Annotated in this window: 13 protein-coding genes and 2 pseudogenes; 8 read left to right on the forward strand and 7 right to left on the reverse strand. The window is 70.9% G+C overall.

Features of this window, described 5'->3' with window-relative positions:
- Nucleotides 1–551: 551 nt before the first annotated feature.
- Nucleotides 552–719: pseudogene (locus ACFY0K_RS36845) on the reverse strand (transcriptional regulator); the annotation flags it as partial.
- A gap of 121 nt (nt 720–840) precedes the next feature.
- Here ACFY0K_RS36845 and ACFY0K_RS36850 point away from each other — a divergent pair.
- A complete protein-coding gene (locus ACFY0K_RS36850) occupies nt 841–1,254 on the forward strand; it encodes a DoxX family protein (RefSeq protein WP_390643512.1) in 414 nt (137 codons plus the stop codon).
- Between the two features lie 264 nt (nt 1,255–1,518).
- On the opposite strand, the gene ACFY0K_RS36855 is transcribed toward ACFY0K_RS36850, so the two are convergent.
- Both ACFY0K_RS36855 and ACFY0K_RS36860 read right to left on the reverse strand, forming a co-directional pair.
- Nucleotides 1,519–2,343: an MBL fold metallo-hydrolase gene (locus ACFY0K_RS36855; protein ID WP_390643513.1), complete on the reverse strand. Its 825-nt coding sequence runs from the start codon at nt 2,341–2,343 to the stop codon at nt 1,519–1,521.
- Between the two features lie 123 nt (nt 2,344–2,466).
- Nucleotides 2,467–3,303, reverse strand: coding sequence for an enoyl-CoA hydratase/isomerase family protein (locus tag ACFY0K_RS36860; protein ID WP_390643514.1), 837 nt, complete (start codon nt 3,301–3,303; stop codon nt 2,467–2,469).
- 584 nt (nt 3,304–3,887) lie between these two features.
- Here ACFY0K_RS36860 and ACFY0K_RS36865 point away from each other — a divergent pair.
- Together ACFY0K_RS36865 and ACFY0K_RS36870 are read left to right on the forward strand one after the other, a co-directional pair.
- Entirely contained in the window at nt 3,888–4,598 is a 711-nt protein-coding gene (locus tag ACFY0K_RS36865) for an MFS transporter (RefSeq protein ID WP_390643515.1), read from the forward strand.
- A 31-nt stretch (nt 4,599–4,629) separates the two neighbouring features.
- A pseudogene (locus ACFY0K_RS36870) lies at nt 4,630–4,976 on the forward strand (AraC family transcriptional regulator); the annotation flags it as partial.
- 70 nt (nt 4,977–5,046) lie between these two features.
- Here ACFY0K_RS36870 and ACFY0K_RS36875 read toward each other — a convergent pair.
- Nucleotides 5,047–6,402: an RICIN domain-containing protein gene (locus tag ACFY0K_RS36875; RefSeq protein WP_390643686.1), complete on the reverse strand. Its 1,356-nt coding sequence runs from the start codon at nt 6,400–6,402 to the stop codon at nt 5,047–5,049.
- 233 nt (nt 6,403–6,635) lie between these two features.
- Between ACFY0K_RS36875 and ACFY0K_RS36880 the strand changes: the two genes are divergently transcribed.
- Both ACFY0K_RS36880 and ACFY0K_RS36885 read left to right on the forward strand, forming a co-directional pair.
- Entirely contained in the window at nt 6,636–6,899 is a 264-nt protein-coding gene (locus tag ACFY0K_RS36880; RefSeq protein WP_352357239.1) for a DUF2630 family protein, read from the forward strand.
- Between the two features lie 174 nt (nt 6,900–7,073).
- The gene (locus ACFY0K_RS36885; protein WP_390643516.1) at nt 7,074–8,024 is read left to right on the forward strand and encodes an amidohydrolase family protein; all 951 of its coding nucleotides are present in this window, start codon (nt 7,074–7,076) and stop codon (nt 8,022–8,024) included.
- Between the two features lie 104 nt (nt 8,025–8,128).
- On the opposite strand, the gene ACFY0K_RS36890 is transcribed toward ACFY0K_RS36885, so the two are convergent.
- The 3 genes from ACFY0K_RS36890 to ACFY0K_RS36900 are packed head-to-tail and all read right to left on the reverse strand — an operon-like array spanning nt 8,129 to nt 9,659.
- Nucleotides 8,129–8,314, reverse strand: a complete 186-nt coding sequence (locus tag ACFY0K_RS36890; protein WP_390643517.1) for a hypothetical protein — start codon at nt 8,312–8,314, stop codon at nt 8,129–8,131.
- Nucleotides 8,311–8,976 (reverse strand): nitroreductase, encoded by a 666-nt coding sequence (locus ACFY0K_RS36895; RefSeq protein ID WP_390643518.1) that lies wholly within the window; start codon nt 8,974–8,976, stop codon nt 8,311–8,313. Before ACFY0K_RS36895 ends, ACFY0K_RS36890 begins: the two co-directional genes overlap by 4 nt.
- A 53-nt stretch (nt 8,977–9,029) precedes the next feature.
- Nucleotides 9,030–9,659, reverse strand: coding sequence for a TetR/AcrR family transcriptional regulator (locus ACFY0K_RS36900; protein ID WP_390643519.1), 630 nt, complete (start codon nt 9,657–9,659; stop codon nt 9,030–9,032).
- Nucleotides 9,660–9,742: 83 nt separating this feature from the next.
- Here ACFY0K_RS36900 and ACFY0K_RS36905 point away from each other — a divergent pair, with 83 nt between their 5' ends.
- The 3 genes from ACFY0K_RS36905 (at nt 9,743) to ACFY0K_RS36915 (ending at nt 12,576) form a co-directional block, all read left to right on the forward strand.
- Complete coding sequence (locus tag ACFY0K_RS36905) at nt 9,743–10,540, forward strand: sugar phosphate isomerase/epimerase family protein (RefSeq protein WP_390643520.1); 798 nt, start codon at nt 9,743–9,745, stop codon at nt 10,538–10,540.
- Entirely contained in the window at nt 10,540–11,658 is a 1,119-nt protein-coding gene (locus ACFY0K_RS36910; RefSeq protein ID WP_390643521.1) for a Gfo/Idh/MocA family protein, read from the forward strand. The genes ACFY0K_RS36905 and ACFY0K_RS36910 overlap by 1 nt, the downstream gene beginning before the upstream one ends.
- Nucleotides 11,659–11,847: 189 nt before the next feature.
- Nucleotides 11,848–12,576: a FadR/GntR family transcriptional regulator gene (locus ACFY0K_RS36915; protein ID WP_390643522.1), complete on the forward strand. Its 729-nt coding sequence runs from the start codon at nt 11,848–11,850 to the stop codon at nt 12,574–12,576.
- The last annotated feature ends 119 nt before the right edge of the window (nt 12,577–12,695 follow it).

Here is a 12,695-nt window from a genome sequence, read left to right on the forward strand (position 1 = left end):
ACCCCCGGTTTGGGGTTTTGGCGGCCCCGCCGCACGGGGCCCCCCCCCCGGTTGTTTGGGGGCCCCCCCCCGGGCCCCCCCCCCCCCCCCGCGCGCGGGGCCACTGCGGGGGTCGGTAATCCGGTCGCCCGACGACGATCCCTGTGCCCGTGAAAGCCGGTGTGTGGTCGTCCGGCGGACGTGGCCGTGCAGGCTTCTGACTTCGCCAACGCGTTCTGCTCGCGTGAAAAGGCCGGGACCCAGGGGGTCTACTCGGGACTCCGATCGTGAGTCACGCATACAGCTGCCGCCTGACCGCCTCTTACTCCCACTGGTTCGGCCCTGGGGCCATGTGCCCTGGCGACACCTGTTGAAGCGACCGAGCGAACATGTCACGTCCTGATCAACGAGCCCAGAGCCACGGTCAGCTGTAACGCACAGTTCACGACCCACGGAACCTGAGCCAGAACCCAAACTCGTAAGCCAGGCCAGGGCGCCTGTGAACAGGGGTGGTCCTGGGGATCAGAGGGTTGTCGCCGACTTGACGATGGCGCTGCTCGTGACCGGTTCGCTCAGTGGTGGACGCTGTTCCAGCTGGCCGGGATCGGCAGGACGCGGGCGTTGGGGGAGTCCGGTTCCGCGGTGTAGACGACGAGACGCTGGTCTGGTTCATGCGGGGCGCCGATGATGTCGATGTTGAAGGCCATCGGGCCGGCGGTGGGGGTGCGAATGCTCACGAGCCGACTCTCGCTTGAACATTCATGAGTAGCGGCCTAGGGTGTGACATGAAAATTCAATTGTGGCGGTCGGCTTCGCACCGGACAGTGAGCGTCGGCCGCTCTCGCGCGTTAAGGAGAAAACATGTCTCGTTCTGTGCAGAGTGTGCCAAGGGTGGGCGGGAAGGCCCGGAACATCGTTCTGTGGGTCCTTCAGGTCATTCTGACCGGCGTGTTCGTCATGGTGGGGGCTTCGAAGTTGGCCGGCGCGCAGGAGATGGTGAAAATCTTCCAGGACGTCGGTGCTGGGCAATGGCTTCGGTACGTCACCGGTTTCCTCGAGCTGGCCGGAGCCGTCCTGTTGCTCGTTCCCCGACTGAGTGCCCTGGGCGGTCTGATACTCACCGGAGTCATGACGGGCGCCTTTCTGACCTGCCTGTTTGTGATCGACGAAAGTCCGGTACCGGCAGCGGTGCTGCTCGTCCTGGCAGCAGTCGTCATGTGGACCCGCCGTGAGCTCGCGCTCGGCGTCCTCGGTCGGAGGGGGACGGCCGCTTGATCGGTCCTGGCCCGAGGGGCCGGCCTGGCCCGAGGGGCCGGCCTGGTCCGTGACGGCCACCGTCTCAGGTGTACCCGCCCCGCGTACCCGGCCACCTGTATCCCCACGGGCCGGCCACGTTCGAGAGCAGCAGGCCTACCTCGGCGGCAAGGGCACCGCGCCGAAGCCGTCCCGGCGAAGGGGCACACCGTAGTGGGCCCAGCGTGGTGCGGTGCCGTGGGGCGGCCGATCTGGCTGGGCCGGACGGAGCACCTGCCGCCACGGTCACAGGCCGAACATCAGCCACGCCTGGTGGCTGACCCAGTCGGGATACAGCTCGGTCATGGTGTCGTAGATTTCGCGGTCGCTCGACGCTTCTTGCTGAGCCCGGCCGAAGTCGACGAGGTAGCGCTTCGTCGCGTCGATGATCTCCGGTCCGTCCGGGGCACCTGGCTTCTTGTGGCCGGCGACGACGGTGTTCGGGTTCAGCGCCGCCAGGCGATCCAGTGCGGCGATCCACTCCTGCCGGCTCTCGGGCGTGGTGGCGCCGACGAACATGTGGCACTGGTTGTAGACGACGTCGCCGCCGACGACGAGGCCGATCTCCGGTACGTGCAAGGACGTGCTGTCGGCGGCGTCGGTGCGGCCCTGTTGGATGATGCGAAGTTCGTGGTCCTCCAGGGTGAAGACTTCGCCGTCGTAGGGGTCGGGCAGTGCGATCGTCGCCGGAAGCTGACCGGGCCAAAGCTTGCGGTAGGCCGACAATCGCGGCGACTGTGCGCGCATCAACTCCACCGACTTCGGTGTGGCGATCGCCCGGGCGTCGGGGAACCGCTGCAGCAGCACGCTGAGTCCCGCGTAGTGGTCGATGTGACCGTGGGTGATGTAGATCGTGGTGAGGTTGCGATGGTGCAGGGCGACCCAGTTGGCCAGTGCCTCGGCCTCGGCAACGGTGGTGAGTGTGTCGACGAGGACGGCGTCGTTCTCGCCGAAGATCAGGGTAGAGGTGGTCGGATCCCACGCCATCGGCGGGCCGAACGGCCGGGGCCGCTCGCCCACCACGGCCTTCTCGGGCGCGGTGAAGACGTTGACGCTCAGTGCGGATGTCATGTCGTGCGTTCCTCTCGGTGTCGGCGTGCGCTGTTGCCTTGGCGCAAAGGGGGATTCCGCGGCCTGCGCCGGCCGCGAGGCCGATCCTGGCCGCGGGCCGATGCATCTCGCGGGGGATGTGTCTCAGCCCGGGAACTCCGCTACGGCCCTTCCGAGCTCACGTTCGAGGTTGCCGGGAGTCTGCAGGCCTCGGCCGGCCAGGTAGTCCAGGCGCTCGCGGGACTCGGGCAGGGCGAGCAGGCTCTGGAACGTGACGGCGTCGGAGCGGACGTCGGTGGGTCCCGCCAGCGTCAGGTCGTTGACGGCGCGCTTGGCTGCCTTGGCTCCTTCGGGCGGGAAGCCGGCGATGCGCTTGGCCAGGCGTTCGACGAAGCCGTCCAGTTCGGCGTCGGGCAGGGCGCGGTTGATCCAGCCGTACCGTTCGGCGAGGTCGGCGTCGAAGTCCTCGGCGCCGGCGATCGCTTCGATGGCCCGGTGCCGGCCGAGCCGCCTCGCCAGGTGCTGAACGCCGCCCGCGCCGGGGAGGGCGCCCGTGCCGGACTCGAACTGGCCGAATACCGCGTTCTCGCGCGAGGCGAAGATCATGTCGCAGGCCAGGGCGAGCTCGTTGCCTCCGCCGCGGGCGCGGCCGCGCACCTTGGCGATGGTGATCACCGGGACCCGTGCCAGCTTGTACAGGAACATGCCAAGAGAGGCGTCACCGGGACCGCCGGCCTTCGCCGCCTCCGCGGTGTACCGCGGGACCGCGGTGAGGTCGACGTGGGCGGAGAAGTAGTCCGGTGAGGCGCTTTCGACGACGACGACACGCACATCACCCGGGTCGCTGTACAGGGTGTCGACCAGGGAGACCAGGTCGCGGACAAGGTCAACCCCGATGAGGTTGAGCGGGCCGGAGTCGAGTGCGGCGAACAGGACACCGTCCTCCAGCCGAGTCCGGATCGACGAGTAGTTGAAGCTCATGGTGACTCCTTGATCTGAGGGGAGTGGCGTGCAGGGCGGCGCCCCAGCGCCGTCTCGAACTGCGAGTGGTGGGGGTCGAAGTGACCGCCTTCCGGCAGGACGAGGCGTTTGGGCTGCAGCGCCCGCTCGTGGGCCGTCAGCATCAGGTCCGCGCCGGCGACGGACGATCGCCACGAACGCGGCGTCCCGGGATGCCCGGGCGAACGGCTCGACGCCCTCCTTCCCACCCCCGAAGCCGCAGGTCAAGGTCGCGCCCGGGTGTGGGCCGAGGCCGTCCGGCAGGAACAGGTGGGGTTCGAGGGTGACGCCTTCGCCCGGGATCCGGGCGGTGGAGACGGACACGAGTCCTCCAAGGAGAAGAGCGCCACCGGCCGCATGGTTACCCGAGCCGCCTAGTTTCATAATTAAACCAGTATCACGACCCTCCTCGGCTCGCAAACGGAGGGCGGAGTTCGCCCGGCGTCGAGTGGGCGGACGTATGGTTTAATAGTGAAACCACTAGTGAGGAGGAAGCTGATGCGAAAGACGGACCTCAGCGGAGCTCCTTGCCCCGTCGCTCGGTCACTGGGTGAGATCGGCGACTGGTGGTCGCTGCTCATCGTCCGGGACGCCCTGGCGATCGTGCTGGTGGGGAACACACTGGCGGCTCTTCCCTTCCCTTCGGCTTCGGCTGGCTCATCGTCGGCAGGGCGCTGCAAGGCGTGGGGCTCAGCCTGATACCACTGACGGTGGCGACCGCCCGGGACAGTCTGCCGCCCGAGCGCTCCCGGCCGGCCATCGCGCTGCTGTCGGTCACCGTCGTTTCCGGCATCGGCGTGGGCTATCCACTGACCGGTCTGATCGCCGAGCACTTCGGGTTGCACGCGAGTTTCCGGCTGGGCGCGGCAGTCAGCGGGATGGCCCTCGTGGCGGCGATGCTCGTCCTGCCGAGCACGCGGCACCTCAGCCGGCGTCCACGTCGGATTCACCACCGGAAGCGCCCTGAGTGCCGTCGCGCTCGAATCCCACACCACGGCGGGTACTGCCCTACCGGACCCCAGCAGGTACGGCGCAGCCGCCGTGTGGGGAATGATGATCTGCGCGGCGGCCGCGGTGACCGCGATCGTGCTTCCGGGACGACGGCCTTCGGCCCCGGACGTCCGCGAGGACAGCGGGAACCCGACGGTGGCCGAAGGCGCGGAGCCGGCGGCGGTCCTGCCCGCAGAGAGCGAGCAGCTCCGCGGGTGCACCCGGTCGTGAGCGAGGTGGAACTGCCTCGCCCGCACGTTGGGGGGTCTCATGGTCCCGACACGTGAACGCCCTACGGGAACGCCTCGACCTGACAGGCACGCTCGCGCCGGGGACGACGACAGCCCGAAACGGCCCCGCCTGCGCTGCGTCCTCCTCGACCAGCTGAGGGCTTCGCCACAGCAGCCCCTGCACCTGCCCACCCCCGCCCACCCCCTGCTCCGCGAGGTGGGAGCGATCCTGCGGGCGGACGCCGCCGACGGCCGCGCCCTCAGGGAACTCGGCCGCGAGGTCGGGGCCGGGGACCGTACAGCCGGGCCTCCACCACGCCCTGGTCCTGCTCGCCGACCGGATGCCCGGTGACGGCGGTCGCCCACGCGTGCGGCTGGTCGTCCGCCGGCGCCTCCATCGACGCCTTCCGCTATACCCCGGGGGCCCAGCGCCGCCGAACCGGAGGTGCCTTCGGCCCCGGCCGGCCGGGGCGGCAAGGAGGACGTCGCCACGGCCGGCCGCCGCTCACTGCCCCGGCGCGAGGATGTACGTGTTGAGCGTGCCCACCGTGGTCAGGGGGGTGGGCGACCCGGTGTCGTACCGGTCCACGGCCACGTAGTTCGGCTTCTTCCGGGCGGCGGGAGTGCAGAAGTTCTGCGCCCGGTTGAGGATCTTGCCGTTGTCGGTGGCGGCCGTGCCGGCGATGGGATAGTCCCGGAAGTGGTTCATCACGAACAGCGGGTGGAAGGCGGACGAGTCCGTGGTCAGCGGCCTGTCGGTGCCCCACCGGCTGTAGCAGGACCAGTCGGAGCCACCGAGGCCGGCCCCCATGGACCAGTAGTTCTCCACGGTCCACTCGCGCTGGTACATCACGCCGAACGTGTCGCGGGTGGCGTAACCGTTGGCGGTGTCGCTCGCCCGGGTCCGGTCGCTGAAGATCAGCAACTGCTTGCCGCGGGCGGCGAGGTCGGCCATGGTGGGCCAGCCCTTGGTGGCGACGCCGTCCTGGTCGGGCCGGTACAGCACGTCGTACAGGCCGTTGACGGAGGCGAGGGAGGACTTCAGCACGTCGGAGGAGGCGTAGTCCTCCAGGAAGACGGTCGCGAACTGGCCGGGGTGGGCCTTGAGGAAGTCCACGATGCGCTGGAGGTCGGTGGCGAGCGGGACCGGGTTGCTCACGCCGTCGCAGCTGTTGTGGCACAGCACGGCCTGCCCGGAGACCGTGTAGTCGTCGAGCATGAAGCCCCGTACACCGTCGGACAGTTGCCGGCTGATGCCGTAGTTCTGGTTCGGGAACAGGTTGACCGGGAAGGACGCGAAGTTGCCGTCCGAGCCGTTGGCGAAGGCGTTGTGGGCGGTCAGGAACGTGACCTGGTCGAGGGTGCGGGTGTCCGCGGAGGGCATCGCCGTGGTGGCGTAGGAGACCGGGGTGAGGTACCAGCGGGCGAGGTCGCCCGGGGACCCGACCTGCACGGCGGTCGAGTCGGCGGAGGACCCGGTGAGGTACTGCGAGCTGCCGGGGACGGCGACGGAGTAGGTGCTGCCGGCGCCTGCGGTGATCGTCCAGGTCGTGCCGTCCGCACCGCAGGCGGCGGTGACCGCGGCGGTGCCGCTGCGGCCCAGGCACGTGCCGGACTCGTCGGCGTTCTGGAGCTGGTAGCCACCGCCGACCGCGACGGCGGTCCACTGCTGGTGGTCCTCGTTGCCCTTGGGGTTGTGCGCGGCGACGGTGCCGCCGCTGTCGGCGGCGTTGCGGCCGGTGACGTAGTTCTGCAGGTAGACCGAGGAGGCGGGGACCGCGGCCGACGCGGTGCCCGGGAGGAACGCGGGCGCCGACAGGGCGAGGACGGCGGAACAGCACAGGACGCGCAAGGGGCGCAGACGCACGGGATATCCCTTCGCTGTGACACGGGTTGCCGAAGGTGGCAGAGCCATGAATTACCCGCTGGTAGGTGTGGAGCGCCAGTGCTGTCGCCTGAATTCCGCATCACACAAAGGAATTTGACGCTCAGTCACCGATGTGCCGGTCTCGGCCCCCGTCCCGCCGATGCGGCCGGTGGGGGAGTGAGAGAGGGTAGGAGGTGACCTGCTCCGTCGTCCGGAAAGAGGCAGCCATGACAGGACCAGAGGCCGAGGCCGAGAAGGAGATCCTCGGCCGCATCACGGAAATGATCAGCCAGGAGAAGGACCTCCGTGACCGCCTGGCGCAGGAGGAGATCGACGGGACGACCGAGCACGCCCGGCTGGCCCGCCTGGAGACCGAACTCGATCAGTGCTGGGACCTGCTGCGCCAGCGCCGGGCCAGGGTAGCCGCAGGTCAGGACCCCGGCGAGGCGAACGTCCGCCCGGCGTCCCAGGTGGAGCGCTACCTCTCCTGAGCGCCGCACCGGCCCGCCGTACGAGGCGTGACGCACCAGGAGGGCGGCCCCCGCACCGGGCCGCCCTTCGCGTCGTCGTACGGGCGTGCCCGCCGCCCGGCGGGACGGCGCCGGCCCGCGCCGTCGCCCGGCAGGGACTGGACTCGCCGCTCTCCTGCACCGATCGTTGGCGGTATGAACGATCACCGCACGGCCCCCGCCACCCCCGCCACCCCCGTCGGATCCGCTGCGGCCCACGGGTCCGGTCACGGTGCGGAGGCCGAGGCGGTCCGCCTCTTCCGGGAACGGCTCGGCCTGGCCGGACTGATCGACGTCCACACCCACTTCATGCCCGAGCGGGTCCTGCACAAGGTCTGGAACTACTTCGACTCGAACGGACCGCTGATCGGCGACCTGGAGTGGCCCATCACCTACCGGAAGGAGGAGGCGGAACGCACCGCTCTCCTCAGGTCGTTCGGTGTCAGGTCCTTCACCGCGATGCTCTACCCGCACAAGCCCGGCATGGCGGCCTGGCTGAACGCGTGGGCCGCCGACTTCGCCGGACGCACCCCCGACTGCCTGCACACGGCGACCCTCTTCCCCGAGCCCGGCGTCGAGACGTACGTGCGAGCGGCCGTCGAGGCGGGCGCCCGGGTGTTCAAGGCACACGTGCAGGTGGGGGCGTACGACCCGGCCGACGAACTCCTCGACGGGGCCTGGGGACTGCTGGCCGAGGCCGGGATTCCCGTCGTGATCCACTGCGGCTCGGGTCCGGCCCCCGGCAAGTACACCGGCCCCGGTCCGGTCGGGCGGGTACTGGCCCGGCACCCGGGGCTGCGGCTGGTCGTCGCGCACATGGGGATGCCGGAGTACGAGGAGTTCACCGGCCTCGCCGAGCGGTACACGGAGGTGCGGCTGGACACCACGATGGCGTTCACGGACTTCACCGAGCGGTTCATGCCGTTCCCGCCCCGCGCCCTGCCCCGGATCGCCGCACTGGGCGACCGCGTCCTGCTGGGCTCCGACTTCCCCAACATCCCGTACCCCTACGTGCACCAGCTCCACGCCCTGGAACGGCTGGAGCTCGGCGACGAGTGGCTGCGGGCGGTGTGCCACGACAACGCGGCCCGCCTCTTCGGGCTGTGACCGGTACCGTGCCGGCGCGTGACGGAGCGCCGGCCCGGGTCAGACCGGCGGCGCCTCGGGCGCGGCGACGACCACGACGCCCGCCTCCTGCCGCTCGAACAGGGTCACCGGCTCGGCCAGGGCACGGAGAGCCGGTTCCCGGTCCGCTCGTACCGGGCCGAGAGATCCTCCGGCAGCAGGTAGCGCACCCCGGCCTCGCCCTCGTGGCCCCGGTCCGGCAGCATGCAGGCCATCCGCTCGGCCGGATCGGCGGACGTCCGTTCCCACACCCGGGCCGACCGTCCGTTCAATCCCCGATGAACCGCACGGTCTCGGTGATGTCGGCCCGACCGGTACGCACCCCTGACGCGCCCTCCTCCTCGAAGCCGACCGCGAGACCGCACAGCAGCACGAGCCGGTCGCCGGCACCGACCAGCCGGCTGACCGTCTCGCGGTACATCGTCCACATCACCTGCGGGCAGCTGTGCAGGCCTTCGGCCCTCAGGAGCAGCATGACCGTCTGGAGGTACATCCCGGCGTCCGCCCACTGCCCGGGACCCATCGCCCGGTCGACGTAGCAGAACAGCACGAGGGGCGCCCCGAACGCCTGGGTGTTCAACGCGGCGATCCGCACGGGCCGTTGCGGGTCCTCGCGCGCGATGCCGAGTGCCGCGTACCGCAGGTCCGCCGCCTCGGCGAAACGCTCCCTATACGGCTCGGCCAGCTCGGCCGGGTACATCGGGTACTCCCGCCCGTCGCCCGGGTCGCCCGCCAGCGCCCTGGCCGTGGCCCGCCGCTTCAGGTCGGCCAGGGGCTCGCCGGACACCGCGTACACCTGCCAGGGCTGGAGGTTGCCGCTCGACGGAGCCCGTGCGGCCGCCGCCAGCACCCGTGTCAGCACTTCCCTGGGCACGGGCCGTTCGCTGAACGCCCGTACGGCCCGGCGGCTGTCCACCGCCTCGTACACATCCACGCCGGCTCGGCCTTTCCGGAACGAAGCGACGGGCCCTCGCAACGGGCCCGGAACTAGGGGAGTTCGACGCTGATGACGTTGCGCAGCATCCCGCGCAGGTGATCCGGCATGTCGATGGTGTCCGGGCTGAGCAGCCACTGGACCTGCAGACCGTCGAGGTACGCGACCAGATCCGCCGCGAGGTGCGCGGCGTCCGCATGAGGACGCAGCAGCCCGCGCCGCGCCAGGTCGTCGACGGCCGACTGCATCTCGCGGCGGGTGCGTTCGTAGCGTGCCGTGAAGTACGGGCGCGCCGGGTGGTCCGCCGCGGTGGCCTCGCTGGACAGCACCGCGAACAGGCTCACGATGAGGGGGTTGGCCTGGTTGTGTGCGACGAGCCTGATCATCGCGGCGAAGTAGGCGAGGCCGTCCTGGCTGAGCGCACCCGATTCGAGGAAGTGCTCACCGTCCTGACGGTCGCGTGTCTCCAGGACCGCCTCCAGGAGCGACTCCTTGGTGGGGAAGTGGTGCAGCAGGCCCGCACGTGAGACACCGCAGGCGGCGGCGAGCTGCACCATGCTCGCGTTGCGGTAGCCCACCTGCCCGAACGCGGTGAACGCGGCCTCGATGATCTGGGCACGCCGTCGCTCCCCCTTGGGGTAGTTCCGCGGGGCCGCCGTCGGCCGAGCCGTTTCCCTTGCCATGAACAAGATGCTAACGACCCCTAGAAACCAGCACCCCTGTCGGTATTCTGTTTCCCGGCCGTCCGCCACGAGAGGAGTTCCCCTTGTCGACACCACAGTTGTCGGTTCAGCTCTACTCCGTACGCCAGGCTCTGGAGGCAGACGAGGACGCCGCCCTCGCCCGTCTGGCCGCCCTGGGGCTGACCAACGTCGAGGCCTTCGGCTTCACGCACCGTGCGGACGAACTCGCCGACGCGCTCGCCCGGCACGGCCTGTCCGCGCGGACCGGACACGCCGGGTTCCTGTCGCCCGACGGCGCGCCGGGGACCGATCTCGACGACACCTTCCGGGCCGCCCGGCGCCTGGGCGTGGAGATCCTCTTCGACCCGTTCGTGCCCGCCTCCCGGTGGGCCGACGAGAAGGAGATCGCCCGTACCGCCGCCCTCCTGAACGAGGCCGCCGAGCGCGCCGCCGGGCACGGACTCAGGGTCGGCTACCACAACCACTCCCAGGAGTTCGTGCACACCGTCGCCGGCGTCAGCGCCTTGGACTTCTTCGCGGACCTCCTGAACCCGGAAGTCGCCCTGGAGATCGACCTGTTCTGGGCCGCGGCCGGCGGCAACGACGTCGTCGCCCTCCTCGGCCGGCTGGGCTCCCGGGTACGCGCCCTGCACGTGAAGGACGGCCCCGTGATCGACGACCCGTTCACCTCCGGCGCCCCCTTCGACCCCGCCGACACCGGCCAGGTCGCGGCGGGCCACGGACAGATCCCGCTGGCCGCCTCGCTCGCCGCGGCCCCGCACGCCGAGTACGCCGTCATCGAGTTCGACCACTACGACGGCGACGTCTTCGAGGGCATCGCGACAGGCATCTCCTACCTGAAGGGCAAGGGCATCGCCTGATGACGGCACACCACCCGGTCGGCGTCGGCATCATCGGCGCCGGCAACATCAGCGACCAGTACCTGACCAGCCTCACCCGCTACCCCGACCTGCACGTGGCCGCCGTGGGCGACCTCGACACCGCGCGCGCCGAGGCCCAGGCCCGCGCGTACGGGGTCAAGGAGTGGGGAGCGGCCGCGGACGTCCTCGCCCACCCGGACGCCGAGATCATCGTCAACCTGACCGTCCCCGCCGTGCACGCCGAGGTGAGCTCCGCGATCCTGGCCGCCGGCAAGCACGTCTGGTCCGAGAAGCCCATCGCCCTGGACCGCGCCGACGCACGAGCCCTGCTCGACCAGGCCGCCGCGGCCGGTCTGCGGGTCGGAGTCGCCCCCGACACGATCCTCGGCCCCGGCCTCCAGACGGCCCTGCGCGCGATCGCCCGCGGCGCCATCGGCTCCCCGCTGTCCGCGCAGACCGTCATGCAGTACGCGGGACCCGACCTGTGGCACCCGAACCCGGAGTTCCTGTTCGCCAGGGGCGCCGGCCCCCTGTTCGACATGGGGCCCTACTACCTCACCGCGCTGGTCTGCCTGTTCGGTCCGGTCTCCCGGGTCGCCGCGCTCGGCTCGACCGCCCGCACGGTCCGCACCGTACGCAGCGGGGACCGCTCCGGCACCGAGTTCGCCGTCGCCGTACCCACCCATGTCTCCGCGCTCACCCAGTTCGAGAGCGGCGGCGTCGGCCAGAGCGTCTTCAGCTTCGACTCCCCGCTCACCCGCACCGGGTTCGTGGAGATCACCGGCACCGAGGGCACCCTGGTCCTGCCCGACCCCAACACCTTCGCCGGCGAGGTCAGGATCACGCGCGTGCCGCAGCGGGGCAGGGAGGCGGAGTGGGAGACCGTACCGTCCGTCGGCGTCGAGGGCGGACGCGGCCTCGGAGTCCTGGACATGGCGCGGGCCGTGCGCGGCGGAACCCCGCACATCGCCGGCGGAGACCTGGGCTACCACGTCCTGGACACCATGGTGTCCATCGACGAGGCCGTCACCTCCGGCGAGACCGTCCGCGTCGCCAGCACGGCACCCGAGATACCGCTCGTCCCCGAGGACCGCGACCCCTACGAAGCCACCCTTTGACCGGACCCCGGCACGCCGGGGCCGCTGCTCAACTGAGCGCCCGTCACGGGTAATTGACGCGGCGGTCGGGCGGCTGCTTCACTGGTCCAGTGGCTGAGCCACTGGACCGACGGGTCGCAGAACCGGTGGACCGCTCGACCAGCGAGCCGCCGACCGCTGAACCACTTACCGAAGCCTGGGAGATCCTCCGTGGCCGTCGAGAGCATTCCGCGCCGAACCGTGGTCGACCTGCTTGAAGCACGGCTGCGTGAGGACATCCTCAGCGGCACCCACGGCCCCGGAACCCTGCTGCCCCCCGAGCGGGAGCTGGCCGCCGGGTACGGGGTCACCCGTACGACGTTGAAGCACGCGCTGACGCGGTTGGAGCAGGCGGGGCTGCTGAGCACCCGGCACGGCATCGGCACCCGCGTCCTGGACTACCTGCGGATCGGCGGCGCCGACCTGCTCCCGATGCTGGCCGCGCAGGACCCCGCGTGGCTGCGGGAGGTCTTCGAGGTACGCCGGCACGTCGGCTCCCTGATCGCCGGCCGCGCGGCCGACCGGCGCACGGAACGGCAGGCCCGGCGGCTGGAACACCTGCTGCGGCAGGTCGCGGACGGCCCGGACGCCGACGCCGTCCAGCTCGCCGACGTGGAAGTGCACCGCGAACTGGCGCGGGCCACGGGCAACCGGGTCTACCTGCTCCTCACGAACACGCTGTTCAACGCCTATCTTCCGGTACGGGCCGCACTGCGGGCGCCGTTCGAGGACGCGGCGCGGGCGGCGGACCGCCTCGCGCCGGTGGTACGGGCCGTGGCCGCCCGGGACGCCGCTGAGGCGCGGCGCGCGGCGGAGAGGTATCTGGCCGACACCGAGAAGATCATGCTGGGTTCACTGAGCAGCCCGCGCGGCCGCCCGCCCGTCGACGGCCCCCGGTAGCGGCGCTTCCCGGCCGCGACTGCGGGGGTACCGGCTCCCGGCGAGGCTGGGCGTCCACGGCGATCCTGCCTGCCTTCGGCGTGGCCCCGTTCAAGCGGGGACGCCGCTCAGGCGGGGAT

Origin of the sequence: Streptomyces sp. NPDC001507, assembly GCF_042894765.1 — a bacterium.
Lineage (GTDB): Bacteria > Actinomycetota > Actinomycetes > Streptomycetales > Streptomycetaceae > Streptomyces.